25 protein-coding genes are annotated in these 26,451 nt (G+C 60.7%); 10 read left to right on the forward strand and 15 right to left on the reverse strand.

Annotation, left to right across the window (positions count from 1 at the left end):
• Window positions 1-17: 17 nt before the first annotated feature.
• Entirely contained in the window at window positions 18-383 is a 366-nt protein-coding gene (locus tag ACODTO_RS24255; RefSeq protein WP_139645098.1) for a GtrA family protein, read from the reverse strand.
• 128 nt (window positions 384-511) lie between these two features.
• The gene (locus ACODTO_RS24260; RefSeq protein WP_139645096.1) at window positions 512-1,933 is read right to left on the reverse strand and encodes an amino acid permease; all 1,422 of its coding nucleotides are present in this window, start codon (window positions 1,931-1,933) and stop codon (window positions 512-514) included.
• Window positions 1,934-2,442: 509 nt separating this feature from the next.
• Here ACODTO_RS24260 and ACODTO_RS24265 point away from each other — a divergent pair.
• Both ACODTO_RS24265 and ACODTO_RS24270 read left to right on the forward strand, forming a co-directional pair.
• Window positions 2,443-2,901, forward strand: a complete 459-nt coding sequence (locus tag ACODTO_RS24265) for an REP-associated tyrosine transposase (protein WP_489107180.1) — start codon at window positions 2,443-2,445, stop codon at window positions 2,899-2,901.
• A gap of 259 nt (window positions 2,902-3,160) precedes the next feature.
• Window positions 3,161-6,286, forward strand: coding sequence for a transglycosylase domain-containing protein (locus ACODTO_RS24270; RefSeq protein ID WP_175384644.1), 3,126 nt, complete (start codon window positions 3,161-3,163; stop codon window positions 6,284-6,286).
• A gap of 2 nt (window positions 6,287-6,288) precedes the next feature.
• On the opposite strand, the gene ACODTO_RS24275 is transcribed toward ACODTO_RS24270, so the two are convergent.
• The 8 genes from ACODTO_RS24275 to ACODTO_RS24310 all read right to left on the reverse strand — a co-directional run bounded on the left by ACODTO_RS24275 (window position 6,289) and on the right by ACODTO_RS24310 (window position 14,643).
• Window positions 6,289-6,783 carry a CS1 type fimbrial major subunit gene (locus tag ACODTO_RS24275; RefSeq protein WP_139645090.1) on the reverse strand — a complete coding sequence of 165 codons (495 nt, stop codon included), beginning with the start codon at window positions 6,781-6,783 and terminating at the stop codon, window positions 6,289-6,291.
• A gap of 37 nt (window positions 6,784-6,820) precedes the next feature.
• On the reverse strand, window positions 6,821-7,315 hold the full coding sequence (locus tag ACODTO_RS24280) for a CS1 type fimbrial major subunit (RefSeq protein ID WP_139645088.1): 495 nt from the start codon (window positions 7,313-7,315) through the stop codon (window positions 6,821-6,823).
• A gap of 115 nt (window positions 7,316-7,430) precedes the next feature.
• Complete coding sequence (locus ACODTO_RS24285) at window positions 7,431-7,913, reverse strand: CS1 type fimbrial major subunit (protein ID WP_139645086.1); 483 nt, start codon at window positions 7,911-7,913, stop codon at window positions 7,431-7,433.
• Between the two features lie 45 nt (window positions 7,914-7,958).
• Window positions 7,959-8,702 (reverse strand): molecular chaperone, encoded by a 744-nt coding sequence (locus ACODTO_RS24290; protein ID WP_175363055.1) that lies wholly within the window; start codon window positions 8,700-8,702, stop codon window positions 7,959-7,961.
• 107 nt (window positions 8,703-8,809) lie between these two features.
• The gene (locus tag ACODTO_RS24295) at window positions 8,810-10,054 is read right to left on the reverse strand and encodes a hypothetical protein (protein WP_139645082.1); all 1,245 of its coding nucleotides are present in this window, start codon (window positions 10,052-10,054) and stop codon (window positions 8,810-8,812) included.
• 46 nt (window positions 10,055-10,100) lie between these two features.
• On the reverse strand, window positions 10,101-11,357 hold the full coding sequence (locus ACODTO_RS24300) for a hypothetical protein (RefSeq protein ID WP_139645080.1): 1,257 nt from the start codon (window positions 11,355-11,357) through the stop codon (window positions 10,101-10,103).
• A gap of 149 nt (window positions 11,358-11,506) precedes the next feature.
• On the reverse strand, window positions 11,507-14,041 hold the full coding sequence (locus tag ACODTO_RS24305) for a CS1-pili formation C-terminal domain-containing protein (RefSeq protein WP_139645078.1): 2,535 nt from the start codon (window positions 14,039-14,041) through the stop codon (window positions 11,507-11,509).
• 116 nt (window positions 14,042-14,157) lie between these two features.
• Window positions 14,158-14,643 (reverse strand): CS1 type fimbrial major subunit, encoded by a 486-nt coding sequence (locus tag ACODTO_RS24310; RefSeq protein WP_139645076.1) that lies wholly within the window; start codon window positions 14,641-14,643, stop codon window positions 14,158-14,160.
• A gap of 418 nt (window positions 14,644-15,061) precedes the next feature.
• On the opposite strand from ACODTO_RS24310, the gene ACODTO_RS24315 reads away from it, so the two are divergent.
• The 4 genes from ACODTO_RS24315 to purT all read left to right on the forward strand — a co-directional run bounded on the left by ACODTO_RS24315 (window position 15,062) and on the right by purT (window position 18,417).
• A complete protein-coding gene (locus tag ACODTO_RS24315; RefSeq protein WP_139645074.1) occupies window positions 15,062-15,643 on the forward strand; it encodes a PadR family transcriptional regulator in 582 nt (193 codons plus the stop codon).
• Entirely contained in the window at window positions 15,636-16,421 is a 786-nt protein-coding gene (locus ACODTO_RS24320; protein ID WP_489107181.1) for a siderophore-interacting protein, read from the forward strand. The genes ACODTO_RS24315 and ACODTO_RS24320 overlap by 8 nt, the downstream gene beginning before the upstream one ends.
• 244 nt (window positions 16,422-16,665) lie before the next feature.
• A complete protein-coding gene (locus tag ACODTO_RS24325; protein WP_139645070.1) occupies window positions 16,666-17,133 on the forward strand; it encodes a preQ0 transporter in 468 nt (155 codons plus the stop codon).
• Between the two features lie 102 nt (window positions 17,134-17,235).
• Window positions 17,236-18,417 carry a formate-dependent phosphoribosylglycinamide formyltransferase gene (purT, locus tag ACODTO_RS24330; protein WP_175362982.1) on the forward strand — a complete coding sequence of 394 codons (1,182 nt, stop codon included), beginning with the start codon at window positions 17,236-17,238 and terminating at the stop codon, window positions 18,415-18,417.
• Between the two features lie 196 nt (window positions 18,418-18,613).
• On the opposite strand, the gene ACODTO_RS24335 is transcribed toward purT, so the two are convergent.
• Window positions 18,614-21,028: a glucose/quinate/shikimate family membrane-bound PQQ-dependent dehydrogenase gene (locus ACODTO_RS24335; protein ID WP_139645066.1), complete on the reverse strand. Its 2,415-nt coding sequence runs from the start codon at window positions 21,026-21,028 to the stop codon at window positions 18,614-18,616.
• Between the two features lie 419 nt (window positions 21,029-21,447).
• Here ACODTO_RS24335 and ACODTO_RS24340 point away from each other — a divergent pair, with 419 nt between their 5' ends.
• Together ACODTO_RS24340 and ACODTO_RS24345 are read left to right on the forward strand one after the other, a co-directional pair.
• On the forward strand, window positions 21,448-21,678 hold the full coding sequence (locus ACODTO_RS24340) for a VF530 family protein (RefSeq protein WP_024780901.1): 231 nt from the start codon (window positions 21,448-21,450) through the stop codon (window positions 21,676-21,678).
• Window positions 21,679-21,681: 3 nt separating this feature from the next.
• On the forward strand, window positions 21,682-22,314 hold the full coding sequence (locus ACODTO_RS24345) for a Pr6Pr family membrane protein (protein WP_489107182.1): 633 nt from the start codon (window positions 21,682-21,684) through the stop codon (window positions 22,312-22,314).
• Between the two features lie 24 nt (window positions 22,315-22,338).
• Here the strand turns inward: ACODTO_RS24345 and ACODTO_RS24350 are convergent, their stop codons facing one another.
• From ACODTO_RS24350 to ACODTO_RS24360, 3 genes are read right to left on the reverse strand one after another with little or no spacing between them, the layout of a single operon-like run.
• Complete coding sequence (locus tag ACODTO_RS24350) at window positions 22,339-22,548, reverse strand: DUF1289 domain-containing protein (protein WP_139645062.1); 210 nt, start codon at window positions 22,546-22,548, stop codon at window positions 22,339-22,341.
• The gene (locus ACODTO_RS24355) at window positions 22,545-23,069 is read right to left on the reverse strand and encodes a gamma carbonic anhydrase family protein (protein ID WP_489107183.1); all 525 of its coding nucleotides are present in this window, start codon (window positions 23,067-23,069) and stop codon (window positions 22,545-22,547) included. The genes ACODTO_RS24350 and ACODTO_RS24355 overlap by 4 nt, the downstream gene beginning before the upstream one ends.
• A gap of 14 nt (window positions 23,070-23,083) precedes the next feature.
• On the reverse strand, window positions 23,084-23,683 hold the full coding sequence (locus tag ACODTO_RS24360; RefSeq protein ID WP_041023011.1) for a CoA pyrophosphatase: 600 nt from the start codon (window positions 23,681-23,683) through the stop codon (window positions 23,084-23,086).
• A 145-nt stretch (window positions 23,684-23,828) separates the two neighbouring features.
• Here ACODTO_RS24360 and ACODTO_RS24365 point away from each other — a divergent pair, with 145 nt between their 5' ends.
• On the forward strand, window positions 23,829-24,380 hold the full coding sequence (locus ACODTO_RS24365; protein WP_139645058.1) for an NUDIX hydrolase: 552 nt from the start codon (window positions 23,829-23,831) through the stop codon (window positions 24,378-24,380).
• Window positions 24,381-24,418: 38 nt separating this feature from the next.
• Window positions 24,419-24,925: a L,D-transpeptidase family protein gene (locus ACODTO_RS24370; RefSeq protein ID WP_139645056.1), complete on the forward strand. Its 507-nt coding sequence runs from the start codon at window positions 24,419-24,421 to the stop codon at window positions 24,923-24,925.
• Between the two features lie 284 nt (window positions 24,926-25,209).
• Here the strand turns inward: ACODTO_RS24370 and ACODTO_RS24375 are convergent, their stop codons facing one another.
• Window positions 25,210-25,569 carry a DUF6124 family protein gene (locus ACODTO_RS24375; protein WP_489107184.1) on the reverse strand — a complete coding sequence of 120 codons (360 nt, stop codon included), beginning with the start codon at window positions 25,567-25,569 and terminating at the stop codon, window positions 25,210-25,212.
• Window positions 25,570-26,451 lie beyond the last annotated feature (882 nt).

The raw sequence follows: 26,451 nt of genomic DNA on the forward strand, positions 1-26,451 counted from the left end.
TACCTGGTCGCAGGCGTTCATACTTGATGACGGTCACGAAACACGACAAACCGAAAAAAACTGTAGCCAATCGCCAGGTTCAGCAACGAAAACGAAACCAACGCCACCCATCCAGGCAGGTTTCGGGTATCGCCGGCAGCTCCAATACCGTAGCTCAAGCCAGCCATCGCAGCAGTGAGCGGCAAATAACCGCGCCGAGGCGCCCCAGGCTCAAAGATGTAGAGCGCATTCACATAGAATGAAAACGCTGTGGCCACACAAAATGCCGTCAGGTTGCTGACCGCCTGGCTCAGCCCGACAGCACTACGCAATACGAAAAAGACCTGCCAATGGATCAGTCCATTGGCCAGGCCGATAACCATCAATGCAGAGAATCCCTTCATCGTGAGACCTTGCTCTGACCCGTTAGCGGGTTTTAAAGCTAGGTCACCATGCAGGGACGGTCTACTGTCAGAACTTACAGGTTCGCAGCTCTTTCCGACAGGCGGCCGATTTCTTCCACTTGGCGTCGTTACAAAGCCGGACGCACCGCGCCTTGTTGATCAGCCCTTGGCTGCAACTTGAAGGTGTAGAACAGCACCGTCAGCAGCACCAGAAACGCCGGCCCCACATACAGCGCCACCCGTGTATCCGGGAAGTACGCCATCAGCCCAACCACCAGCACCAGGAACGCCAACGCCAGGTACGAGCTGACCGGATACAGCCACATGCGGTATTTCAGGGCGGCACGCTCGGAAGCGCTCAGGCCTTTGCGGAACTTGAGCTGGGCCAGCAGGATCATCACCCAGGTCCAGATCGCCCCGAAGGTGGCGATGGAGGTCACCCAGACGAAGACTTTTTCCGGCACCAGGTAATTGAGCAGCACGCCCAGCAGCAACGCGGCAATGGACAGCAACAACGCGCGGCGCGGTACGCCGTTGGCCGAGGTCCTGGCAAAACCGGCCGGGGCCTGGCCGTTCTGCGCCAGGCTGTAGAGCATCCGCCCGGTGCTGAAGATGCCGCCGTTGCAGGACGACAGCGCAGCGGTGATCACCACGAAGTTGATGATGCCGGCAGCCGTCTTGATACCCAGGCGCTCGAACGTCATCACGAACGGGCTGCCCTGGGTGCCGATCTCGTTCCATGGGTAGATCGACAGGATCACGAACAACGCGCCGACATAGAACAACAGGATCCGCCAGAACACCGAACCGATGGCGTTGGGAATGGTTTTCTGCGGGTTCTTCGCCTCACCCGCGGTCAGGCCGATCATCTCCACGCCCAGGTAGGCAAACATCACCATCTGCAGGGACATCAATACACCCTGCACCCCATTGGGCATGAACCCACCGTGGGTCCAGAGGTTGGAAATACCCAGGGCCACGCCGTCGTTGCCGAACCCGAAGGCGATGATGCCGACGCCGCCGATGACCATGGCGATGATGGTCACGATCTTGATCAGCGCAAACCAGAATTCGAACTCGCCGAAGGCCTTGACCGCGATCAGGTTGATCGAGCCCATGCTGACCAGTGCGGCCAGGGCCCAGATCCAGCGGGGCACGTCGGGGAACCAGATGCCCATGTACACCGCTACCGCGGTGATTTCCGCCACGCAGGTCACCAGCCACAGGAACCAGTAGTTCCAGCCGGTGAGGAAACCCGCCAGCGGGCCGAGGTAATCCTGGGCATAACGGCTGAACGAACCGGCCACTGGATTGTGCACGGCCATCTCGCCGAGGGCGCGCATGATCACCAGGATCGCCAGGCCGCCGATGATGTAGGACAGCATGATCGCCGGGCCGGCCATTTCGATGGCCTTGGCCGAACCGAGGAACAGTCCGACACCGATGCAAGCGCCAAGCGCCATCAGGCGGATATGCCGCTCGCCGAGTTCACGTTTGAGCGGACCGCCCTGAGCGGTCTCGCCATGGGGCAGATGATTGCCGACAGGCATAGGGATACAACTCCGTTTTGTTATTGGATTAGCCACCGGGTTTCCAAGGCCACAGGCCGATAAGCCTGCCACCTTGCCGAAACCGGGCCTGCCTCGTGGACAGACCGTCCCGGAAACCAGAACGTCAAGACCGGTGGGTCGTGCAGTATAAAAAGCCAAGGATAGAGAGTTTCACTGTAAAACTTTGGAAATTCAGGGATAAGCCACAGCAAAAGTCGGGTTTTTGGAGAAGCATTGACTGGGAATACAGAGGATTTAAGAGCACCGCCCCCCCTGTGGCGAGGGGATTTATCCCCGTTGGGCTGCGTAGCAGCCCTGAAACCTGCTGATTCGGTGTGTCAGACAGATTGAGTGCTTTGGGGATGGGGCTGCTGCGCAGCCCAGCGGGGATAAATCCCCTCGCCACAGGGGACTACGCAGATTTCGGAATTTTCGCTCATACGTCTCAGCGTCGTGGAAACACCTACACGGCTAGGCTGCATTGACACCCCCTTCAAAGGAAGCAAGGAATGCATCCACGCCCCGATTCCCATCGCTTGCGCCGAGGTCGCTGTTCGGAGCAAGGGCGCGGCTACCTGGTAACGGCTGTCATTCATCGACGACGTCCAATATTCGCTGACTGGAAAGTTGGAAGATTGTTAGTAGCTGAATTTAAACGAGCCCATGACTCGGGCCAGGTCAACTCCTTGGCCTGGGTGGTGATGCCGGATCATTTCCATTGGCTGGTTCAAATCAACAATACCCCTCTGAGTCGAGTCATTGGTGCCACCAAAGCTCGATGCACACACAGCGTCAACAGTCGGACCGGGGCGTCCGGCCCGCTCTGGCAAAGCAGCTTCCACGACCATGCACTCCGCGACAATAAAGACATCCAGCCCTTCGCCCGCTACATCATTGCCAACCCGGTTCGCGCAGGGCTGGTAAGCCGAATTGGCGATTACCCGCTCTGGGATGCCATCTGGCTCTGAAGCTGTGGCGAGGGGATTTATCCCCGCTGGGGCGCGTAGCGGCCCTAAAACAGTCGACCGGATCTGCCTGATGTACCGAGGTAGTCTGGTTTTAGGGCCGCTGCGCAGCCCAGCGGGGATAAATCCCCTCGCCACAGGGGTTTCATGGTGCCTACAGGATTTCAGGGTGCCGGCCTGTCCACAATTTCCCTCCCCCACGCAAACCACCGTCTAAGCTTCAAGCAAGTCCGATCAATCTGCGTGAATGGATCAGTCGACTATGGGCGCTCTATGGCAAACCGATTCGAACAAACCTATGGTCCCGACTGAACGTATGGAAGAAGCGTCTACACCCCAAAAAAAACGCCGCGCGCGGCATGGCTGGCGGGCGTTCTGGTTGCTGCTGCTGATTATCGTCGTGGTGGTCGGGCTCGCGGTGGCCAAGGAAATGCGCACCTCCAGATTCCAGGCCAGGGAGATCAGCAAATACGCTGCCTCCCTGAGCTATTCGCTGCAACCGGGGCCCAGCGATGCCATTGTCTATCCCGGAGCCGGCCCATTCGACCGGCGGTTGGGCTACAGCTCGCTGGGGGAGTTCCTGCCGCGACTGCTCAAGCGCAACTACGTGATCCAGGCCCAGACCCGCTTTTCGCCAGCCTTGATGGACTACGTCGGAAAAGGCCTGTTCGTGCCCTATACGGAAAAGATCCAGGCCGGCCTGACCATCACCGATTGCCGCGCCGCGCCGCTGTATCAGTTCAAGTATCCACAACAGCTGTATGCCAGTTTCGACGCCATCCCTCCCGTGGTGGTGCAAAGCCTGCTGTTCATCGAAAACCGCTTCCTGCTCGATCCCCACCAGCCCCAGGCCAACCCGGCGGTAGACTGGCCGCGCTTCGGCATGGCGGCGTGGTCGCAGGTGGCCAAGCTGTTGAGCTTGCCGGGGCAGTCCGCCGGGGGCAGCACCCTGGCGACGCAGCTGGAAAAGTACCGTCACTCCCCCGATGGCCTGACCGTCTCGGGGAGTGAGAAGATCCGCCAGATGATTTCCGCCAGCGTGCGCGCCTATCGGAGCGGTCCGCAAACCCTCGAGGCGCGGCAGCGGATCGTGCGCGATTACCTCAACAGTGTGCCACTTTCCGCCGTGCCGGGGCATGGAGAGGTCCATGGCATGGCCGAAGGTTTGCGGGTCTGGTACGGCGCCGACTTCAACCGCGCCAATGAGCAGTTGTTCAGCACCGCCACCGATCCGCGGAGCCTGGCGGAAAAGGGTCTGGCCTTGCGGCAGATGCTGTCGTTGATGATCGCTCAGCGGCGCCCTTCCCATTACCTGTCCAAGGGGCATGACGAGCTGGCGAGCCTGACGGACAGCCACATCCGGCTGCTGGCCCAGAACGGTGTGATCGACGCCGCCCTGGCCGATGCCGCCCTGGCGAGTCAGGTCAGTTATCGCGATTGGGTGCAGCAACCGACGATCCAGCCCAACGAAACCAACAAAGGCATCAGCGCCGCCCGCAGTCGGCTCGCCACGCTGCTCGACCGGCCGTTGTACGACCTCGACCGACTGGACCTGTCCGCCACCAGCACTTTGCAAAACGACTTGCAGACCCAGGCCACCGAGTACCTCAAGCGCCTGGCCGACCCGGCCTTCGCGACGGAGATCGGCCTCATGGGAGAACGCCTGCTCACCCCCACCAGCACCACCCAGGTGCGCTACAGCTTTACCCTGCTGGAACTGACCCCGGACGGTTCGCGCGTGCGGGTGCAGACCGATAGCACCGACCAGCCTTTCGACATCAACGAAGGCAGCAAACTCGAACTCGGTTCCACCGCCAAGTTGCGGGTACTCACCACCTATTTGCAGATCATTGCCGAACTGCACGACCGCTATGGCGCTGAAACTCCGGCGGCCCTGAAAAAAGTCGAGGTCGCCGAGCAGGATCGCCTGTCCCGCTGGGCCGTCGATTACCTGATCCAGAACAGCGACCGCAGCCTGCCGAAGATGCTCGAGGCGGCACTGGATCGTACGTACTCCGCCAGCCCCGGCGAGGCATTTTTTACCGGCGGCGGGCTGCACACCTTCCACAACTTCCGCAGCGAGGACAACGGCCGCAACCCCACCTTGCGCGATGCCCTGCGCGAGTCGATCAACCTGCCGTTCATCCGTCTCATGCGCGACCTGGTGCGCTACGCCACTTACGCCGGGCCCAACAACAGCGCTGAACTGCTCAAGGACGACAGCGACCCGCGGCGCCAGGAATACCTGGCCCAGTTCGCCGACCGCGAAGGCACCTCGTTCCTGCTCAGGTTCTGGAAGAAGTATCAGAAGAAGGACACCAGCCAGCGCCTCGAAACCTTTCTCGACAGCATGCACCCCACGGCGATCCGCCTGGCCGCCGTGCACCGCTATTTCTTTCCCAACGACAGCCAGGACAGCTTCAACCGCTTCGTGCGTTCACATCTGCAATCGGCCAAGAACGCCGAGAAACTCACCGACGAACGCCTGGAGCGGCTCTACCAGAGCTACGGTCCCGGCGCCTATGACCTGCCGGACCAGGGCTTTATCGCCAAGGTCCACCCGCTCGATCTATGGTTGATGGGTTACCTGCTGAACAACCCGGACGCCAAGTTCAGCCAGATCGTCAAGGCCAGTGAGTTCGAACGCCAGGAAGTCTACAGTTGGCTGTTCAAAAGCCGGCACAAGAGCGCACGCGACAGTCGCATCCGCACCATGCTCGAGATCGAAGCGTTCCTGGATATCCACCAGCGCTGGCAGAAAGTCGGCTACCCGTTCGACCATCTCGTGCCTTCGCTGGCCACGGCAATCGGCAGCTCCGGTGACCGCCCCGCCGCACTGGCAGAGCTGGTGGGCACCATTCTCAACGACGGTATCCGTCAACCGGCACTGCGGGTCGACAGCCTGCACTTCGCCGTCGATACCCCCTACGAAACGCAACTGATCAACGACCCGGATAAAGGCAAACGCGTGATGCCGGCGGAAGTGGCCCAGGCCCTGCGCGGTGCGTTGTCCCAGGTGGTGGATGCCGGCACCGCGAAACGGGTGGCCGGCAGTTTCAAACTGGCCGACGGTACGCCGTTGGCCATGGGCGGCAAGACCGGCACCGGCGACAACCGTATCGAAGCCATCGGCGCCGGTGGGCGCATCCTCAGTTCCAAGTCGATCAACCGCACGGCCACCTTCGTGTTCTACATTGGCGACAGCCATTTCGGCACCCTCACCGCCTATGTACCGGGGGCCTCGGCGCAGAACTTCAAGTTCACCTCGGCCTTGCCGGTGCAGGTGCTCAAGGGGATGGCGCCGTTTCTCACGCCCTACTTGCAGCCGGGCAGTCACACCCAGTGCACGCCGTTGGTGGCGCGCCAGGGCGTTTCGTCGCCAGGGTAGAACTACGGGCTCACCCGCGGTACCGCATCGAAGATCACCGTGAAGTCGGCGTTGAACAGGCCTGTCTGGTCGGGAAGCGGTATGGCCGAGGCATAGATGACCATCTCTGCCTGCGTACCTGGGGTGGACGTGGGGTCGTCCACCACCTCTTGGGGCGTGGAGGTCAGGGTGACGTTGTTGAACCGGACAAGCAGGGGAATGGCGCTGCTGCCGTTGGTCAGCGCTGGCTGGCCAGCCGGGAGATAGGCATGCACCGAACCGTCGGTGTTCTTCACATCGAAAGTCTGGCGTATCGGGGACAGTTGACTCTTCACAGCGTCCCAATACATGACCTCATCCTTGCCGAACTCCGGGTCCCGGGGCTGCACATGGAACTGCTGGGTCGGAATATTCGCAGTGATGTGAATCGACGAGCGAGCATCATCCGCCGCGCGCGCCGGCGAAGCACTCAGGGCAACGGCGCCCAGGGCCATTGCAGCTACCTTTTTATTGAACATGCCAAATACCTTTTCAGCCGTAGAAGAACAGGATGGGTCACGCAGAGATCCGCGGCACTGCGTCGTAGATCACGGTAAAGTCGCCGGTATAGAAGCCCGGCCGGCGCTGGACCGGCATGGCATCGGCACGAATCGTCATCTCGACCTGGGTACCGGGCGTGGAGGACGCATCGTCCACGACTTCCCGAGGCAGGCCATCCAGGCGGACTTTGTTGAACCGGACCCGCAACGGGATTCTGGCATTGCCGTTGGACAGGAACGCCGCGCCACCCTCGATGTAGGCGTGGATCGAACCTTCAGTGTGCTTCACGTCGAAGATCTGGCGCAAAATGCCCAGGTCGTCGTTCAACGGGTCGTAATGCATGACCTCGTGCTTGCCGAACTCGGGATCCCGTGGCTGGACATGGAACTGCTGGGTGGGAATGTTCGCCTTGATATGAATGGCGGACCGCGCATCATCGGCCCCGAAGGCCAGCGAAGGACTCAGGGTCGCGACGCCCAGGGCCATGACGGAAACAAATTGCTTGAGCATGCTTGCTACCTTTTTTCATCGTTATTGTTAAAGAAGCGTCCATGCCATTACTGCTAACCCGTGGCGAGGGAGCTTGTTCCCTCACCGCGCAGGTTCTTTACTGCCTCCGGTCGCCCTACGGCGCCGTGGCGTCGAACACCATGTGCACCGTGCCGTAGTAGTCGCCGGGCTTGTAGTCGTCATCGGGCTTGATGGCGGCGATTTCCAGCGGCACCTGACGGCCCGGCCGTGCCTCGACGGCCGAGACCACCTGGGCGGAATCCAGGGTCAGTTCGACGCCGTTGAAGCGCACGCGCAAGTCGATGCGATCACGGCCATTGGACAGATAGGCCTCCTCCCCGAGGCGAGCCCCAATGGAGCCGTTGCTGTTTTTCACCTCGTAAGTAGCCCGCAACGGGCTCAGGTCCGAGGTGATGGTGCTGAACGGCAGGCGCTGCTCGCGCTGGACCAACTGCGGGTCGAGGGGCAACACATAAAAGTCGGCCGTCGGGATGGTCACGTAGAGTTCGAAGGTTTCCCGTTCGACAGCCCCCCAGGCCGAGGTCCAGGGCATCAGCAGGGCCGTCAATGCAAGGGGGCGTAGCCGTGTCTTGATCATTTTGATTTACCTCTTGGGTCAACGACGGTTCGGCGACGGTCGCCGTCAGCCCTTGATCTCGACGTTCTGGGTCTTGCTGCCTTCGATCAGGGTGAAGCGATATTCACGCCCTGCTTCCTTGTCGAACGAGAACGTGCGGCCGGTCATGACGTGATGCTTGGTGGTCGGCCGGCATTCGTTCTCTTTCTTCGCTTCGCAGTCCTTGAACTCATCGACCACCACCACGCTGTTGCCGTTGTTGCGCAGCACGTAGCGATTGGCGTTGTTATCGATCACGGTGTCGAAGCGGGTGTCCTTGGGCCGTACGAAGAACACCGTGCCGTACCCCGCCAGTACCTTGACCCCGGCCGCCACGCGTTCCTTTTTATACGCTTCGCGCTCCTCCGCGCTGACGGCGAATTCGTCTTCCGCTTCCGGCACCACCGGCACGAAGCGCACACGGAAGTAACGCTCCTTGTCACGGTTGCCCATGAACAGCAACCGCGTGCCCTGCACACCGTTGGCCGGCACGATCAGCCGCGCCGGGCTGGCCATCAGACCATCCTTGGCCTGGGCACTGGCCTGGTTCTGCAGGGGCACCTCGCTGTAGGTGCCGTCTTCGTTGTAGATGATTTCCAAGATGTTCACCTTGACGAAAGCCGTCGACGTGCCGCCGTTGAACACCCGTTTCATGTACGTGGTCTTGTTGCCGTCCAGGTAGTCGTAGACCACCCCGACACCGATCTGCGGACCGGCCTGGGCCACGCCGCAAAACAGGGAAAAACCAACCCATGCCCATAGCTGTTTCATCACTTGCTTAACCTCATGCATTAAACGCAACTCACTAGAAATTTGGCCGGCAGGTCACTGGTGGCCTGTGTGGCTAATTCGTGTACTCAAACTAACCGTACAAGCCGCTAGACTTCCGAATCCCAGATCACCGTGACACTGCCGGTGTAGGCCTTGGCGCCGCTGTCCAGCATCGCCTCGACGCTGCCCCGGGCCACTTCGAAGTGCAGCATTCCCAGCCTGCGATCGACATAAAAGCCCGGCTGGAACAGCTCGGTGCCGCTGCCGTCAAGCCGCAACGGGCGCTGGTTGACCGGTTGCCCAGCGGCGTCGGTCAGGCCTTCAGGCAACGTCACCTTGATGTCCACCGGCACGGCATGGCCGGTGCCGGTTTCCGCAATCGCGCAGGTATTGCCGCTGGCGTGCTGGCATTCGAGCCTCATCTTGAAACGAGAAGAGGTCGAGATATGGAAGCGCTGGTCGCGAAACAGCCGCGTCGGTTTGCTCCCGCTGTTCAGCCAGGCTTGCCAGCCTTCCTGGGGCACCAGTTCCACCCGGTTGCCACCCGGGGGCACCTCCACCTTGAGCGTGTGCTCGACGTCGAGTTTGAAATTGAGGGTGATCACCGATTCATTGGGGATCATCACGTCACCGAAGTCGAAGTCCTGCCTCGGACCGAGGCCATAGACCAGGGAGCCGGTGTATTGGCCGGACGACATCTTCAACGGGTTGGGGGTGCGCAGTTCGTAGGCGAAGTCCATGGAGGTGTATTCCATGCCCGGGATCAGGTAACGGGCCCTTTTGGCACAGCTCCCTTCGACCGGGGTTTTCCAGAAGAAGGAATAGGCACGGTCGTTCAAGCTCGATTGGCTGCTGGATCGACAAGGTGCAGGGGCGTACTTCCAGGTGGAGCCCCACAACATCGCATGAGCGGTCCCCATGTCCACCCCCCCTCCGACCAGGTCGATCACGCTGACCGGCAGGTAGTACATCGAGCCGATGCCGGCGATGCGTACCTGGACGATTTCAGTCTCGCCCGTACCGGTATGAGTGATCTGCGCCAGACGCCAATTGGCAGGCACATGGAATATCGCCCCTTGCCGCAGATCCGCATGATTGGCCTGGATGGGCGCGTTGGAATAGGAGTTGATGTTCCACTGAAGGCTGGACATGTTCTCCCTTTCACAGTCGGCCGGGTAAAAGGCGCAATAACCCGAGACCGGCGTGGTATTGCGAAAGGTATTCTCGTTGGGCTTCGATGGATCGGGCCTGAAGATTGCGGTGATCTCCTTGCTCACGGCATGAGCCGTCGATGCGCCGGCCAATAACATCACCGAAACCACACTACGCACTGCTACTGGTAGACCTTTCATCAATCCCTCACCTTCCTTTCGCCTCAGGCTGGCCAATCCATGCCCTTTAAACTTCCGAATCCCAGATCACCGTGACATCGCCGGCGTAACGCGTGGCCCCGGTGTCGAGCATCGCCTCGACACCGCTGCGGTCCACTTCGAAATGCAGCATCCCGAGCCGGCGATCGACGTAGATGCCGGGCTGGAACAATTCGGTGCCACTGCCGTCGCGCAACAGTCGTCGGCGATTGACCGGTTGCCCGGCGCCGTCCGTCACGCCATCGGGCAGGGTCACGCCGACGTTCACCGGCACGGTGTGGCCGGTATCGGTTTCGGCGATCGCACAGGTGTTGCCGCTGATGTACTGGCATTCGATTGCCATCTTGAAACGGGATGAGGCGGAAATATGAAAGCGCTGGTCACGGAACAGGCGCGTTGGCTTGCGTCCGCTGTTGAGCCAGGACTGCCAACCTTCCTGGGGCACCAGTTCCACGCGATTGCCGCCGGGGGGGACTTCGACCTTGAGGGTGTGTTCGACAGTCAGCTTGAAATCGAACGTGAGTATCGGATCGGAGGGGATCATGATATCGCCCATGTCCAGATCCTGGCCCGGCCCGATGCTGTAGGTCAAAGACCCCGTGTACAAACCACTCGACATTTTCAGGGGGTTCGGGGTGCGCAATTCGTAGGCGAAGTCCAGATAGTCGTAGACCAGGCTGGGGATCAGAAAACTACTCTTTTTGGAGCAAGGCGCTTCGACTCGGGTCTTCCAGAAAAACTTGTAAGTCGTCGCGTTCAAACCTCCGTGACCGGTATATCCGCAAGGTGAAGGGGGGTTCACCCAGCTATTCCCATAACCGCCCCATAACCGGTTGTGTGCCAGCGTAAGGTCTATGCTTGGATTACCTATCAGTTCGAGCACGCTCATCGGAAGGCGGTATCTCGAGCCGATTCCCGAAAAGCGTACTTCGATGGTTTCAGTTTCACCCGTACCGGCGTGAGTCACCTGGGCGGTACGCCAGTTGGCGGGTACCTTGAACGTCGCCCCTTGCCGGTAATCAGTGTGATTCGCCTGAATTGGGCCGACCGAACTGAAGCGGATAGGCAACTGAATACTGAATATCTTGGTGGCCGCGCAATCCGCCGGATAGAAGGTGCAATAGCCACTGACCGGGGTGGTATTGGTAAATTGATTCAGGTTTGGTTTCGAAGCATCGGGTCTGAATATCGCGCTGATATTCTGGTTCACGGCATTGGCAGCAGGCACGCAGGCAAGCAACAGCATCGAGACCACGCTGCTCACGGCTACCGATAAGGATTTCATTTATACAACCTCATACATCAAAGCCAATCCCTGCTAGTTTTTTGGGAGAAAATTTCACAGTGGGAGCAAGGCTTGCCCGCGATGCAGGCGCCTCGGTCTTCACGCGAACGGCGTTATCGTTCATCGCAGGCAAGCCTTGCTCCCACAACTCATGAACGCTGCTTCGCCAGGTCGGCCGCGGCCAGTGAGCTATCGGCCAGGCTGTCCGGCGTGCAGCGCAGGTCGCCGATCATCAACACATCGCCTTCGTCGCTGGCGTTTTCCGGGTCGAGACGGAAGCGGCAGAACAACTCGTTGCCGTAGCGCACCTCAAGGGTCGGGGACGCGGCATTCATCTCCATGGAGAAGAATCCGTCCGCCTCGCTGACGCCGCGGCTGGCGTGGTTGATCACGTGATGGCCCTTGAGCGGTTGCCCCTGTTCGTCCAGCAAGCGTCCGAGCACGGTCACGGTTTTCACCACGCTGACCTTGCGGTAATCGACGCCCCCCTTGTTCAGGTGATAACGGGTGCGTGCCGGCTCGATGCTCGCCGCCGGTGGATGCACACCCTCGAAGTCGAAGGTCACCATGCTGTTGCGATAGGCGGTGATCGGCACGAAGTTACGGCCCGGATGCAAGGTGGTACTGCCGCCGGTCAGGTCGTCGGCGCGCAGGACGATGTCGTCCAGGTCGGTTTCCACGTCGACGATCATCCCCGCGCCACGGCCCTGGGGCAGACCGGTGAAGACGGCTTTCTCGCCGCCGACGGCCACGGTACTGCTCAGGTTCAGGCCGCCGGTGAGGTTGTCGTTATAGGACGAGCGCTGGAGGAAACCGTCGCCATAGAGCGACTCGGTGCTGAAGCTGGCGATGCCGGACAGGCCCACGCCATAGGTATCGGCCAGCGCTGTGCCGGAGACACTTTGCAGCACGTGATCCTGGAGGTCGCGGCGATAGGTCAGCGACGCATTGTTGTCCCGGTCACCTTCGCGAGACGTGCGGGTGCCGATGCTGCCCGACCAGTATTCCCCCGGCCCGCCCAATGCCACGCTGAAGCTCAGGTCCACGCCGCGATTGCGACGGTCGTTGGTGCTCGAGGTGCCGGGACGATCGAACACCGACAGCCGCCAGTTGGCATCGCTGCCACGCAACTTGCCGCGCTGGGTCCAGCCCAGGTCCAGGCCCGCGCCCTGGACATTGCCTTCGCTATAGGCCAGCCGGCCGTTGATGGAGGACTTGTTGTTCAAGCGATGATTGACCGACAGCGATGAGTTGCTGGTCTGGCCGACGAACACGTTGCGCTGCCGGATGCGGGTGCCGTCCGGCAGGGTCTCGTAGGTGTTGCGGGTGTCCAGCCAACTGCGATTGTGGCTGGCGACGAGACTGCCCTGGCCGTAGCTGTACAGGGCTTGCACGTCCATGCCGTTGCCGTACTGCTCGGTGTGGTAGACGTTGGCGTACAGACTGGTGTGGGAGGCCAGCGTCCAGTCCACCGACGTGCCGAGTTGCAGTTTGTCCTGCACCTGGCGCGTGGAACCGCCGACGATAACCCGTGGGTGCAGCAGGTAATTGACGCCAAACCCCGCCGTCGTGAACCCCGAGGGCTGGTCTTCCCAATTGCTCCAGAGCCGGGTTTCACGACCGGCGAACAGGTTGTAGCGCCAACGCTCCTCGGTGCTGCTCCAATTGTTCGGCTTGTAGACCAGTTCCTGACTGGTGGCAGTGGTTTGTCCGTCCTCGATCAGCCGCACTTCCACTTCATAGATGCCGCCGGGCAATGGGCGGGTGTCCAGGCTCTGCAAACCTGCGCTGACGGCCTGGGTATTGATCAGCAGGCCGCTGCGATAAATCTCCACCGAAGCCTGGCGGCTGGCGGTGACGTAAATGGGGTAGACGCTGGGCTTGGGGTTTTCGATCGCCAGGCTGTCCGAGCTGCCGTACATCACGCCCAGAGCAGTGTCCGGGTTGGCGCCAAACGAGCGGATCTGGCGGTTCAAGCCATCGGAGCTGGGGGTGAAATACCCCAGCCGGAAAAAATGCCCTTCCAGTTCACGTTGGGTGAACAGCTCATAAACGGCGTGGTAGAGCTTGTCGTCCGGCCCACCCAGGCGCGAGAGCTGGAGGTCCATGGACTGGCTCCAGTTGCCCACGCTGGAACTGGCATTGAGGCCATAGCGGCCACCGGTGTCCTGTTCCTGGCCACCGTTGAGGTTGAGTTGGTTGTTGAAGATCAGGCCGAGGCTGCCCCCCTGGGGCTGGTCGTGATAGCGCTGGGTTTCGGTACCGCGCTCGACATCCCGAGTGAGGATCGACACCAGTGAGTTTTCAAGACTGTAGTGCACTGCAAGCAGCCCGGCGGTGCAGTTTTTTTCACAGGCACCTAACAGTTGTCCCTGTTTGAGTGTGTGCTCCCATTGGTCCCGCTCAGCGGCTTTGATCGTGCTGTCGTGGGTGTCGGTAAATTCCAGCAGGGTAATGCGATCATCCCGCGTCAAGACCACCATGGCTTCACCGAGATACTGTTGATTGAGCTCAATACGAACAGCCAATGGCACATCGAAGAAGTGGGCTTCAAACTCCGCCGGCAGACCCTTGGCCTGGGACAGCAGGCTTGTCGGTGTAGTACCGGGGGCAGTCGGCGCGGCCAATGCACTCGCGCATAACAACAGCGCAAGCGCACCCGCGATGGGTGTCATCGGTAACATCAACGGACTCTCATAATCAGCGAGCTTTCGGGGTGTTTCAGGTTCAGGCCGACCGGCTGGGGAGATCCGGCCGACCTGCTGCTGGCGAGGTGAGGCTCACCGGGTAACGAATAGCCTTACGGGCGCGGCACGGCGTCGAAGATGACGGTCATGTCGGCGGTGTACAGGCCGTTCTGGGTCGCGAGCGGTTTGGCCGGAACGATGGTCATCTCAGCCTGGGTGCCCGGGGTAGAGGTTGCATCGTCGACCACTTCCTGGGACAGGGCGGTCAGGGTGACGCCATTGAAGGTCGTGGTCAGGGCGATGGCATCGCTGCCGTTGTACAGCGAAGCCGGGCCGCCTTCGATGTAGGCATTGACCGAACCGTCGGTGTTCTTCACGTCGTAGGTCTGACGCAGCGAAGTCAGAGTGCCGCTGACCGTGTTGTAGGACATGGTCTCGTCCTTACCCCAGCTCCCGTCGCGTGGCTGCACATGGAACTGCTGGGTCGGGATATTCGCGGTGATGTGGATGGACGAACGTGCGTCATCGAGAGCGAAAGCCAGCGAAGAACTCAGGGCCGCAGCGGTCAGGGAAGCGGCGGTTACGATTTTCATGAGCATTGTTAACACCTGTTCATAGCAATAAAGAGAGAAGGGCCGAAGTTGCACACCAATACAGCTTGGCGTGCCCCTTCAACGCCGGTGCATGATCGTCGCTCTTTAATTAAAAATAAGCAGGAAAGTTCGTAGACTCATGTAGTAAATCGCGCATACAAAACGTCGAAAAATACGCACTTTTCGATAAAACGTAACTTTTAATGTAAGAGACTTCCGACATTCTCACTAGTTGCCGTTAAAACACCCAGACAACCATCCGGTTTCGTCCCGCAGACATAAGGGATTCAGGTAAGGTCTTGTTTCATTTCAAGTATGACGCAACTGAGATATATCTTTTAACAAAGATATATCTATAGTCGAAGATATATCTGAAGTCAAAGATATATCTCGGTTCTATTTATGCAGAACAGAGAGCAGATAGATGACAGTTCCTTATCCTCCTTCCATTCGCGAACAGGGTCATCACGATGGCTTCGAACGGCGCCCGTCGGGCCGTGAGAGAGGTGGGCGCGGTCCACGGGTGTTCGCTGCCGGCGACCTTAAGTTGCTGCTGCTGGCACTGATCGCCGAAAAGCCTTGTCACGGTTATGAGCTGATACGCCAGATCGAGGCCATGTTCGACGGTGCCTATACCCCAAGCCCCGGCGTGATCTACCCCACCCTGACTCATCTGGAAATGAGTAAGATGGTCAGCGGAGACGCCAAGGGCGGGAAAAAATGCTACAGCGCCACCGATGTCGGACGCCTATTCCTTCAAGACCAGGCCGAGGCGCTGGACGGCGTGCGGATACGCATCGAAGCCAGCAAGCGCATCCTGCGCGAGCAGGATCGACCGGCTGAAATCCACGAAGCGGTGGGTAACCTGCGTCGTGCCCTGCAGAGACACCAGGATCGCTGGAGCCCGGAAGAAATCCAGCGGATACGCGATCTACTCAACGACACCGCCAAAGCCATCATGGACGGCCCTGCCCGTCCACCTGTTTCGGAGTCAAGCGATGACTGAAATCGATCCAAACACCATTCACCGCGTCAGCCACGAGATCAAGCGTCGTCGCCTGCAAGTCCTGCGGGTGGTGGACCTGACCCCGCGCATGCGCCGCATCACCGTCGGTGGGCCGGAACTGGCCGGGTTCGTCAGCCTGGGCACGGATGATCATGTAAAACTGTTTTTCCCGCAGAACGCCGAGGAACGGGCCGCCCTGGAAACCTTCGATCCCAGCGCCGGCAAGGCCCAGAGCGCGCTGCCGGAAATGCGCGACTACACCCCGCGCCGCTACGACCTGGATACCCTGGAGCTGGACCTCGATTTCGTGCTCCACGGCGACGGCCCCGCGTCGACCTGGGCGGCCCAGGCCGAGCCAGGGCAGTACCTCCACATCGGAGGGCCACGGGGCTCGATGATCGTGCCGGACATCTTCGACAGCTACCTGCTGATCGGTGACGAAACCGCCCTCCCCGCCATCGCCCGTCGCCTCGAAGGCCTGGCGCCCAACCGGCGTGCGCTGGTGGTCGTGGAAGTGGAAAACGGTGCCGAGCAGCAGGTTTTGCAAAGTCCGGCCCAGGTCCACGTGATCTGGGTGCTGCGCGAAGGTCGCCACGACAGCCTGCTGACCACCGTTCGTCAACTGGAAGTGCCTGTCGGCAAGCTGTACGCCTGGGTCGCCACCGAAAGCAAGGTGTCGCGGCAGATTCGCAAGGTGTTGCTGGAGGAGAAAGGGTTGGACCAGAACTTCGTAAAAGCGGTGGGTTATTGGAAGGCGGATGGTAGCGAGGAGGAATGATCCTCCGACAAAACCGGCCTGCCAGGGCAAGGCAGGTTTATCTGTGGCGAGGGGATTTAGCGAAACGTCGCACCGCCCCGCTGGGCTGCGAAGCGGCCCCATCATTGTTACCTCAATTCGCCTGACCCACCGAGTTGGCTGGTTTTAGGGCTGCTTCGCAGCCCAGCGGGGCGGTGCGACGTTTCGCTAAATCCCCTCGCCACAGGTGTATCGTTGCCCGAAATTCATCAGGTATTTCCTATTTATGCTTTTCCTGATCGCCTACATCGCCAGCGTCGTGCTGATCAATTACGCCTTTTCTGCCGCACCGCACCTGGACATCATCTGGTCGGCCTGGGGTGGCCTGGTATTCATCCTGCGGGACATGGTGCAGACCCGGTTCGGTCATGGCGCCATCGCGGCGATGCTGGCGGCGCTGGTGCTGTCCTACGTCACCTCGGACCCGACCATCGCCCTGGCCAGCGCCACGGCGTTCGCGGTGTCCGAGTGCATCGACTGGCTGGTGTTCACGATCACCAAGCGTCCGTTGCATGATCGATTGTGGATCAGCTCGGCGCTGAGCATTCCCCTGGACACGTTCATCTTCTTCGGCCTGATCGACGCCCTGACCCCACCGGTGGTGATCACCGCCCTGGCCTCGAAATTCGCCGGGGTCACTGCCGTCTGGCTGATCATGGCCTGGCGTTTGCGCAAACAGGCCGTCGCCGGCTGAAGCCAAACCCCGTGGTTCATGTAAAATGCCGCGCTTTCTCCCTATGGGAAGCTCGCCCGGCGTGCAACCCTCGATGATCCGCTCCTGTTTGAGGACCTTCAGATGACCCGTATCGGAACTCCCTTGTCGCCCACCGCGACCCGCGTTTTGTTGTGTGGCAGCGGTGAGCTGGGCAAGGAAGTGGTAATCGAATTGCAGCGCCTGGGCGTGGAAGTGATCGCCGTGGATCGCTACGCCAACGCACCCGCCATGCAAGTGGCCCATCGCAGCCATGTGATCAACATGCTCGACGGCGCCGCCCTGCGTGCCGTGATCGAGGCCGAGAAGCCGCACTTCATCGTGCCGGAAATCGAAGCCATCGCCACCGCTACCCTGGTGGAACTGGAAGCCGAAGGCTTCACCGTGATCCCTACCGCCCGCGCCGCGCAGCTGACCATGAACCGCGAAGGCATCCGTCGCCTGGCCGCCGAAGAGCTGGGCCTGCCGACCTCGCCGTACTTCTTCGCCGATACCGTGGAAGACTACCGCAAGGCCGTTGAAACCCTCGGTTTCCCGTGCGTGGTCAAGCCGGTGATGAGCTCGTCGGGCAAGGGCCAGAGCCTGCTGCGTGGCAACGACGACGTGCAGAAAGCCTGGGACTACGCCCAAGAAGGCGGCCGCGCCGGCAAGGGTCGGGTGATCATTGAAGGCTTTATCGACTTCGACTACGAAATCACCTTGCTGACCGTGCGTCATGTCGGCGGCACCACCTTCTGCGCGCCGGTCGGTCACCGCCAGGAGAAAGGCGATTATCAGGAATCCTGGCAGCCCCAGGCCATGAGCCCGGCGGCATTGGCCGAATCCGAGCGCGTCGCCAAGGCGGTGACCGAGGCTCTGGGAGGGCGTGGGATGTTCGGCGTCGAGCTGTTCATCAAGGGCGATCAGGTGTGGTTCAGCGAAGTCTCTCCGCGCCCTCACGACACTGGACTGGTGACGCTGATTTCCCAGGACCTGTCGCAGTTCGCGCTGCACGCTCGCGCCATCCTCGGCCTGCCGATCCCGTTGATCCGTCAGTTCGGCCCGTCGGCCTCGGCGGTAATCCTGGTGGAAGGCCAGTCGACCCAGACCGCTTTCGCCAACCTGGGCGTGGCCCTGAGCGAACCGGACACCGCGCTGCGCCTGTTTGGCAAACCGGAAGTCAACGGCCAACGCCGCCTGGGCGTGGCCCTGGCCCGCGACGAGTCCATCGAAGCCGCCCGCGCCAAGGCGACCCGGGCTTCCCAGGCGGTGAAGATCGAGCTTTAAGTTTGGCGACTACCCTGCTGCATTGATCGTTCCCACGCTCCGCGTGGTAACGCCTCTGCGGACGCTCCGCGTTCGGCTCTTTGGGACGCGGAGCGTCCCGGGCTGAATTCCCACGCAGAGCGTGGGAACGATCAACAAGCTCAAAAAAAGGCGACACCCGCAAGGGTGTCGCCTTTTTCATGAGCGCCGATTGGGCTTATTCCGGCAGCTTGTACGCAATGACATAGTCACCCTGCTTGGTACCCAGGGAACCATGACCGCCAGCAACGACCAGCACGTATTGCTTGCCGTCCTTGCCGGTGTAGGTCATCGGCGTGGTCTGGGCGCCGGCGGGCAGGCGGCCTTCCCACAGTTGCTTGCCGTTTTTCACGTCATAGGCACGCAGGTACTGGTCGAGGGTGCCGCTCAAGAACGCCACGCCACCGGCGGTGGTGAACGTGCCGCCCAGGCTCGGTACGCCCATGCTCAGCGGAATCGGCACTGGCGAGCTGTCACGCACGGTGCCGTTCTTGTGTTTCCACAGGGTTTTGTTGTTGGTCAGGTCGACCGCGGCCACATAACCCCAGGCCGGAGCCTGGCAGGGCAGGCCCATGGGCGAGAGCAACGCTTCGAGGATCACGCCATAGGGTGCGCCCTTGTTCGGCTGCACGCCTTCGGTTTCGCTCTTGCGACCCGGACCACCGGCCACTTCGGCCGCCGGTACCAGCTTCGACTTGAACGCCATGTAGCTCGGGTTGACGAAAGCGATCTGGCGCACCGGGTCTACCGAAATGCCGCCCCAGTCGAACACCCCGAAGTTACCCGGGTAAACAATGGAACCCTGCAGCGACGGCGGCGTGTACATGCCGTCGTAGCGCAGCGACTTGAAGTCGATCCGGCAGAGCATTTGGTCGAACGGGGTCACGCCCCACATGTCGCGTTCCTTGAGGACCGGCGGCACGAAGTTCAGGTCGGACATCGGTTGGGTCGGCGAGGTGTGGTCGCCTTCTACCGCGCCTTGCGGCACCGGGATCTCCTTGATCGGGATGATCGGTTGACCGTTGCTGCGGTCCAGCACGTAGATGCTGCCCTGCTTGGTCGAAGCCAGTACGGCCGGCTTCACGCCGTCGGCAGTCTTCATGTCCATCAGGGTCGGTTGACCGCCGACGTCCATGTCCCACAGGTCGTGGTGGGTGAACTGGAAGTACCAGCGCACCTTGCCGGTGGCGATGTCCAGCGCGGTCAGGCCGGCGGAGTATTTTTCCGATTCAGGGGTGCGCAAGCCACCGAACTGGTCGGGAGTCTGGTTGCCCATCGGCAGGTAGAGCATGCCGAGTTTTTCATCGACGCTGAACATGGACCACATGTTCGGCGAGTTGCGGGTGTAGGTCTGGCCCTCGGCAATCGGCATGGTGTCGTCCGGCTTGCCGCTGTCCCAGTTCCACACCAGCTTGCCGGTGTGCACGTCGTAGGCGCGGATGACGCCGCTGGGTTCGTCGGTGGAAACGTTGTCGGTGACATGACCGCCGATCACCACCAGGTTCTGGGTGACGGCCGGAGGCGAGGTGGAGTAGTAACCGCCCGCGGTGAAACCACCGATGTTGGCGCTCAGGTCGACCTGGCCCTTGTCACCGAAGTCTTCGCACATCTTGCCGGTGTCGGCATTGAGGGCGATCAGGCGGGTGTCGGCGGTCGGCAGGAAAATGCGACGCGGGCACACGGCGCTGGCCGGCGTGGTGCTGGCAGCACCGGTGGGGCTCTGCTCGGCAGAGGCGTACGCGGCGTCATCGTGATAGCTCACGCCACGGCAGGTCATGTGGGCCCAACCCTTGAAGTTTTCCGCCTTCTGGGTGGAAAGCTTCGGATCGAAACGCCAGATTTCCTTGCCGGTTTCAGGCTCCAGGGCAATCACCTGGCTGTGGGGAGTGCACACGTAGAGCATGCCGTTGACTTTCAACGGGGTGTTTTCAGCGGTGGTCTCGCCCGGGTCGTTCGGTCCCGGCAGGTCGCCGGTGCGATAGGTCCAGGCCGGTACCAGCTTACTGACGTTCTGCGGCGTGATCTGCGCCAGCGGCGAATAACGGTCGCCATGGGCGCTACGTCCATAGGAATTCCAGTCGCCGTCCGGCATTGCCGGCGCGGTGTTGGCCATGCCCGCTACGTTGTCGCGGTCCAGTTGCCCCTTGATTTCACCCGGGTTGGTGAACTGGCTGGCAAGTGCCGCGACACCGGCGATGACCACGGCGGCGCCCAGCGCACGAGTGCCCATGGGTGACGCATCGGCTGTCAGCAACGGACGGCGGAACCATGGCAACAACAGGACGATGCCCAAGGCGAACAGCATCGCCAGGCGCGGCACCAGTTGCCACCAGTCCAGGCCCACTTCCCACAAGGCCCATACCGTACTGGCGAACAGCACCAGCGCGTACAGGCCCAGGGCCGCGTGACGGGCCATGATCAACAGCACACCCGTCAGCGCCAAGCCGATACCGGCCAGCAGGTAATACCACGAACCGCCAAGCGTGCTCAGCTTGACCCCGCCGGCCAACAGGGCCAAGCCCATCAATAGAAGCAGAATGCCGAGCAGACTCGGTAGCAGACGGCCTCGGTTCAAAGCACCTTCAGTGCTCATAGTGTGATTCTCCGTGATATTTAAGGAGTCCCGCGCAAGTAATCACTGTAGATGACGATCTTGCGCAGGCATGGTTCAGTAAAAAGCTGACCCGCTATCAGCAGCCTCTTGTGGGAGCGAGCCTGCTCGCGACTGCGGTGGATCAGCCAACACGCCTGTTGCGTGTGACGCCGTAATCGCGAGCAGGCTCGCTCCCACATGAGGTTGCAGGCAAAGACAGCGCTATCTTTTTAAATCCTGATACGTCAGAAGAACCGTTTCAGCAGGGGGCGCAAGAATAATGGCCCGCTACCAATAGAGAAAGCGCTTTTGCCGACATGAATCTTTTCGAATCCGGTAACAGTGTTGCCACTAGACTTCCAACACATGGGCGCCTCGGATAAGGTGCGCGGCTTATTCCTCTTCACGCAAATACCTCCATGACCGAACAGCACAACAACCCCCTGCACGGCGTGACGCTGGAGCAAATCCTCAACGCCCTGGTGCAGCACTACGAATGGTCGGGCCTGGCCGAACGCATCGATATCCGTTGCTTCAAGAGCGACCCGAGCATCAAGTCGAGCCTGACCTTCCTGCGCAAGACGCCGTGGGCGCGGGAGAAAGTCGAGCGGCTGTATATCAAGCTGATGCGTACCAAGCGGCCGGTCTGACTCATGAACCTTCGACAGCGCTTCGTATCCGTGGCGGCGCTGCTGGGCTGGGCGGGATTGAGCATCCAGCTGTATCTGATCCTGCTGGGGCGCTGGGAACTGGGCGCGAGCCTGCTGGGCGGCCTGGTGAATGTCTTCAGCTTCTTCACGGTATTGACCAATACATTGGTGGCCGTGGTGCTGACGTGTGAAGTGACCCGCCGCGAATCGGCCGCCCGACGCTGGTTCCTGCGCCCCGCCGTCAGCAGTGGTATCGCCGCGAGCATCGCCCTGGTCGGCCTGGCTTATAACCTGCTGCTGCGCCATCTGTGGCAACCCGAAGGCTGGCAGTTCGTGGCCGACGAACTGTTGCACGACGTGATGCCACTGCTGTTCATCGCCTATTGGTGGCGGTACGTGCCCAAAGGCACCCTGCGCCTGTGGCATATCGGACTGTGGGTGATTTACCCCGTGGTGTACTTCGCCCATGTCCTGTTGCGGGGGAGTTTCCTCGGGGCGTACCCCTACCCTTTCATCGACGTGGCAACGCTGGGTTATCCACAGGTGTTCATCAATGCCGGGGAGATATTGCTGGGGTTTGTCGGAATTGCGCTGGGGGTGGTGGGATTGGATCGGTGGATGGGGCAACGGTATTAGAAGACTGCCACAGAGGACTTGTACTCAAGACCTCCCCGGCAACATCCACACCAGCCCACTGGCCTTCGCCCGCTCATGACACAACGCCAATACGCTACGCCGCTCATCGTTGTCCATGCTGCGCCAACGGGTGATCTCGGACACGGTGCGCTGGCAGCCGGTGCAGACATCGTCATCGTCCAGCGAGCAGATGCTCACGCAGGGCGAAGGCACCGGGCGTTCGGGGGTGTTCATGATTCCTGCTCGACCAGGTCGCGGGCATAGCGCTGCGCGTTGTGGACGTAATGCGCCGCACTGGCCTCGAGCATCTTCTTCTGGGCCTCGGTCAGTTCCCGGACGACCTTGCCAGGTGAGCCCATCACCAGCGAACCGTCGGGGATTTCCTTGTTTTCGCCGATCAACGCATTGGCGCCGATGATGCAGTTCTTGCCGATCTTCGCGCCGTTGAGAATCACCGCATTGATGCCGATGAGGCTGTAATCCCCCACCGTGCAACCGTGGAGCATGGCGTTATGGCCAATGGTCACACCGGTGCCGATGGTCAGTGGAAAACCCATGTCGGTGTGCATCACCGTGCCGTCCTGCACGTTGCTGTCCTTGCCGATCAGGATCAACTCGTTATCGCCGCGCAGCACGGCGTTGAACCAGACACTGGCGCCTTCTTCGAGGCGGACCTTGCCCACCAGCGTGGCGTTGGGGGCGACCCAGCTCTGTGGGTGGGTTTCGACACGGGCATCGCCCAGGCGGTATTTCATGAGGATCCTCGGGCTCAGGTATTGATGAAGCTTCTAGGTGGTTTGTGCAGGTCAATGCCGGCGTCGAACAGCAGGTTCACCAGCTCGACGATCATGATCGCCGTCAGGCCCCAGATCTTGTACTCACCAAAACGGTAGCTGGGCACGTACCAGCTGCAGCCCTGGTAATCGATGCGATGGGTGTGTTCGCGGGGATCCTTGCGGAAAAAGTCCAGCGGTACATTGAAGACCGCGGCGATCTCGGCATCGTTGGCCTGATACTCGACGAAATCCGGAATCACTCCGACATAGGGCGTGACCTTGATGCCATGCAACGAAATCAACGGGCTGAGGGGGCCGATCACTTCCACTAGGCCGGGGGGCAGGCCGATTTCCTCTTCGGCTTCGCGCAGGGCGGTGAACACCAGGTCCGGGTCCTCCGGATCGCGCCGTCCGCCGGGGAAGGCCACTTCGCCGCCATGGGTCGAGAGCCCGCTGGCGCGCAAGGTCAGTACCAGCTCCGGCTCGTCACTGCGGGTGATCGGCACCAGCACCGCGGCTTCAGGGAAACGTCGGTCGGCCTGCAAATCACGCGGGGTATGGTTGCTTACTCGATGCAGTAGCTCGTCCAGCATGAGACTTCTCGATTCATTCGCTGCCTTGCATCATGCACCAATCGTTCAAGCCGCCCAACCCCCGGACCGCGTCGTGTCGCGAAACGACAACTTGCCGACACCCGTCCCGCACGCCAAGATAGGCGCAGCATTCAGGAACCCAAGCATGAAATTCTGCAGCCAGTGCGGTAACCCGGTGACCCAGCGCATACCCGAAGGCGACTCGCGCCTGCGCTTTGTCTGCGACACCTGCCACACCATCCACTACCAGAACCCCAACATCGTGGCCGGTTGCGTACCGACCTGGGGCAGCAAAGTCCTGCTGTGCCGCCGCGCCATCGAGCCGCGACGCGGTTACTGGACGCTGCCGGCGGGCTTCATGGAAAACGGCGAAACCGTCGAACAGGCCGCCGAACGCGAAACCGCCGAGGAAGCCTGCGCCCGGGTGCGAAATTTAAGCATCTATACGTTGATCGACGTACCGCACATCAGCCAGGTGCATGTATTCTTTCGCGCCGAGCTGGTGGATGAGGATTTCGCCGCCGGACCCGAGAGCCTGGAAGTGAAACTGTTCGAAGAAGCGGACATTCCCTGGGACGAACTGGCTTTTCGCACAGTGGGCCGGACCCTGGAATACTTCTATGCTGATCGGCGGACCGAGCATTACCCGGTGCGATCCGAATCGATCCCACCCCTGGCTCAGCCTGCCAAGACCTGAAAAACCATATCGTCACGACCTTTAGGGATACCGTTTCAATGCGCTGGTTGCTTGTGCTGTTCTGCTTGTCGTTCGCTGCTGTGTCCCAGGCTTCTGCGGTGGGGACCTACGACGGCAAGGTCATCGAAAAAGTGCTGGTGCTCAAGTCCGCCCATCAATTGCAATTGATCAACGACGGCAAACCACTCAAGACCTACCGTATTTCCCTCGGCAAGGGCGCCAAGAAAGGCCCCAAGCTGATCCAGGGCGACAAGCGCACCCCTGAAGGTTTCTATTGGATCGACTGGCGCAAGGTCAGTGATCGCTTCTACCTGTCGATGCACATCTCCTACCCCAACATCAGCGACGCCGCCCGCGCCCGGCGCGAAGGCGTGGAGCCTGGGAACATGATCATGATCCACGGCACGCCTGATTCCGAAGAAACCCCTGAACAGCTGTTCCACACCCTGGACTGGACCGATGGCTGCATCGCCATGCGCAACGTCGACATGCGCGAAGTCTGGAACCTGGTGCCGGATGGCACGATGATCGAGATCCGGCCGTAGCGTCTGTCTCTTATGTGGCAAGCGCTTGTTGAGGCATGGAAGCCTTGTTGCGACATGAAAGCTTTTGTGGCGAGGGGATTCAGCGAAACGTCGCACCGCCCCGCTGGGCTGCGCAGCGTCCCTAAAGCCAAACAACCCGGTGCGTCAGGCAGATTGAGTCGCTTGCTTTGGGGCCGCTGCGCAGCCCAGCGGGGATAAATCCCCTCGCCACAGGGGGGCCACACATATGTGAACACCCCCCTGTGGGTGCGAGCCTGCTCGCGATGGCGCCGGCCCTTACGCCATCAAGCCCGTAGCTCCACCCGATCCAGCGCCTTGTCCGCCAACAGCGCGCCCAACTCAATCATCTGCGCCACCCCCAGCGCCACATGCCGCCGCGAGCCGTCGAGGTCGAAGGCCAGGTCGCTGAGCATGGCATTGGCCGAGGCCAGGGTTTCGCTGAGGTTGGCTAGCAGGACTTCGGTGTCGACGCTGTCTGCGACGATGAACAGCTGCGTCGAAGATTTGGATTCGGGTTCGCTGTCTTCAGGCTTGAGATAGAAGTCCAGGGCTCGATCACCGGCCTGCTGGAGCTTTTCGGGGGCGTAGTCGCCGTAGGGGAAGGTTGATGCGGGTTTTGGAGGGTTTGGGGTTTCTTTGATCATGTGCAGCTCCTGATTCGGTGGAGTTGCCAACCTTCTGCGGTCAAACAAAAAGTGGCAGCTGTACGCGGGTTGACCGACCGGGAATCAGGAATCCGGCACGTCCGAGGACGTCCCACGCACAGCCGCCGCGACACGATACATCAGACGAAAGAAAAACGCCTGAACTGGGTCTTGGAACGCTGGCGCGTCTAGATTCTCGGACGGTCAAATCCGGTCGCTGAATTGGCAGCGACACCCACAGGCTAGAGCCGCCGCTTCCGAGGGACAACCTTAAAAACTTGTCGGAAACTTCGGTGCGTCTGACAGACCGCGCGATAGATCGCTGATGATTTCAATCGCCTGCAAATGCCAGTAGGTGTGTATATCCATTTCTTCGGTAACGGCCACTAAAGGTTCCGCCCTTACGGCGGGTCACTTTTGGAAAAGCGCCAAAAGTAACCAAAAGCGCTTTGCCCCACCACTGGGCACCTCGCCAAGGCGAGGTGTTCCCTCACTCCGGCGTTGCTCCGTGGGCCCGCCGCGAAGGGCCATCCATGGCCCAGCGCGGCTAATCCGGCATCCATGCCGGATTGCCCACTACGCAACGCCTGCGTTCGGCCCTTGTGGTTTACGGGGCGTCTAAGATCAAGAGCAAGAGCAAAAGCAAAAGCAAAAGCAAAAGCGAGGCGGCCTAGTGGCCGGCCTGACTTTTCCGGCTGTACCTGAATCCACTTGTGGGAGCAAAGCTTGCTCGCGAAGGCGACCTATCTTTTTCCGCTGTCCCCGATCAATTGTGGGAGCGAGCCTGCTCGCGATAGCGGTGGGTCAGTTTGAAAAGTGCTGCATGAACCGACGCCATCGCGAGCAGGCTCGCTCCCACAGGGGGAACACGTACGCTCAAAA

The organism is Pseudomonas sp. FG13, assembly GCF_057809755.1.

What these genes read in the sequence shown, in the direction of transcription:
- ACODTO_RS24290 (WP_175363055.1), bottom strand. Translation starts at nt 8,702, where the DNA reads ATGAAACAGCTATGGGCATGGGTTGGTTTTTCCCTGTTTTGCGGCGTG.
- ACODTO_RS24320 (WP_489107181.1), top strand. Translation starts at nt 15,636, where the DNA reads ATGACTGAAATCGATCCAAACACCATTCACCGCGTCAGCCACGAGATC.
- ACODTO_RS24350 (WP_139645062.1), bottom strand. Translation starts at nt 22,548, where the DNA reads ATGAACACCCCCGAACGCCCGGTGCCTTCGCCCTGCGTGAGCATCTGC.
- ACODTO_RS24265 (WP_489107180.1), top strand. Translation starts at nt 2,443, where the DNA reads ATGCATCCACGCCCCGATTCCCATCGCTTGCGCCGAGGTCGCTGTTCG.
- ACODTO_RS24355 (WP_489107183.1), bottom strand. Translation starts at nt 23,069, where the DNA reads ATGAAATACCGCCTGGGCGATGCCCGTGTCGAAACCCACCCACAGAGC.
- ACODTO_RS24255 (WP_139645098.1), bottom strand. Translation starts at nt 383, where the DNA reads ATGAAGGGATTCTCTGCATTGATGGTTATCGGCCTGGCCAATGGACTG.
- ACODTO_RS24280 (WP_139645088.1), bottom strand. Translation starts at nt 7,315, where the DNA reads ATGCTCAAGCAATTTGTTTCCGTCATGGCCCTGGGCGTCGCGACCCTG.
- ACODTO_RS24310 (WP_139645076.1), bottom strand. Translation starts at nt 14,643, where the DNA reads ATGCTCATGAAAATCGTAACCGCCGCTTCCCTGACCGCTGCGGCCCTG.
- ACODTO_RS24370 (WP_139645056.1), top strand. Translation starts at nt 24,419, where the DNA reads ATGCGCTGGTTGCTTGTGCTGTTCTGCTTGTCGTTCGCTGCTGTGTCC.
- ACODTO_RS24300 (WP_139645080.1), bottom strand. Translation starts at nt 11,357, where the DNA reads ATGAAATCCTTATCGGTAGCCGTGAGCAGCGTGGTCTCGATGCTGTTG.
- ACODTO_RS24325 (WP_139645070.1), top strand. Translation starts at nt 16,666, where the DNA reads ATGCTTTTCCTGATCGCCTACATCGCCAGCGTCGTGCTGATCAATTAC.
- ACODTO_RS24335 (WP_139645066.1), bottom strand. Translation starts at nt 21,028, where the DNA reads ATGAGCACTGAAGGTGCTTTGAACCGAGGCCGTCTGCTACCGAGTCTG.
- ACODTO_RS24270 (WP_175384644.1), top strand. Translation starts at nt 3,161, where the DNA reads ATGGGCGCTCTATGGCAAACCGATTCGAACAAACCTATGGTCCCGACT.
- ACODTO_RS24315 (WP_139645074.1), top strand. Translation starts at nt 15,062, where the DNA reads ATGACAGTTCCTTATCCTCCTTCCATTCGCGAACAGGGTCATCACGAT.
- ACODTO_RS24340 (WP_024780901.1), top strand. Translation starts at nt 21,448, where the DNA reads ATGACCGAACAGCACAACAACCCCCTGCACGGCGTGACGCTGGAGCAA.
- ACODTO_RS24345 (WP_489107182.1), top strand. Translation starts at nt 21,682, where the DNA reads ATGAACCTTCGACAGCGCTTCGTATCCGTGGCGGCGCTGCTGGGCTGG.
- ACODTO_RS24375 (WP_489107184.1), bottom strand. Translation starts at nt 25,569, where the DNA reads ATGATCAAAGAAACCCCAAACCCTCCAAAACCCGCATCAACCTTCCCC.
- ACODTO_RS24260 (WP_139645096.1), bottom strand. Translation starts at nt 1,933, where the DNA reads ATGCCTGTCGGCAATCATCTGCCCCATGGCGAGACCGCTCAGGGCGGT.
- ACODTO_RS24275 (WP_139645090.1), bottom strand. Translation starts at nt 6,783, where the DNA reads ATGTTCAATAAAAAGGTAGCTGCAATGGCCCTGGGCGCCGTTGCCCTG.
- ACODTO_RS24360 (WP_041023011.1), bottom strand. Translation starts at nt 23,683, where the DNA reads ATGCTGGACGAGCTACTGCATCGAGTAAGCAACCATACCCCGCGTGAT.
- ACODTO_RS24365 (WP_139645058.1), top strand. Translation starts at nt 23,829, where the DNA reads ATGAAATTCTGCAGCCAGTGCGGTAACCCGGTGACCCAGCGCATACCC.
- ACODTO_RS24285 (WP_139645086.1), bottom strand. Translation starts at nt 7,913, where the DNA reads ATGATCAAGACACGGCTACGCCCCCTTGCATTGACGGCCCTGCTGATG.
- purT (WP_175362982.1), top strand. Translation starts at nt 17,236, where the DNA reads ATGACCCGTATCGGAACTCCCTTGTCGCCCACCGCGACCCGCGTTTTG.
- ACODTO_RS24295 (WP_139645082.1), bottom strand. Translation starts at nt 10,054, where the DNA reads ATGAAAGGTCTACCAGTAGCAGTGCGTAGTGTGGTTTCGGTGATGTTA.
- ACODTO_RS24305 (WP_139645078.1), bottom strand. Translation starts at nt 14,041, where the DNA reads ATGTTACCGATGACACCCATCGCGGGTGCGCTTGCGCTGTTGTTATGC.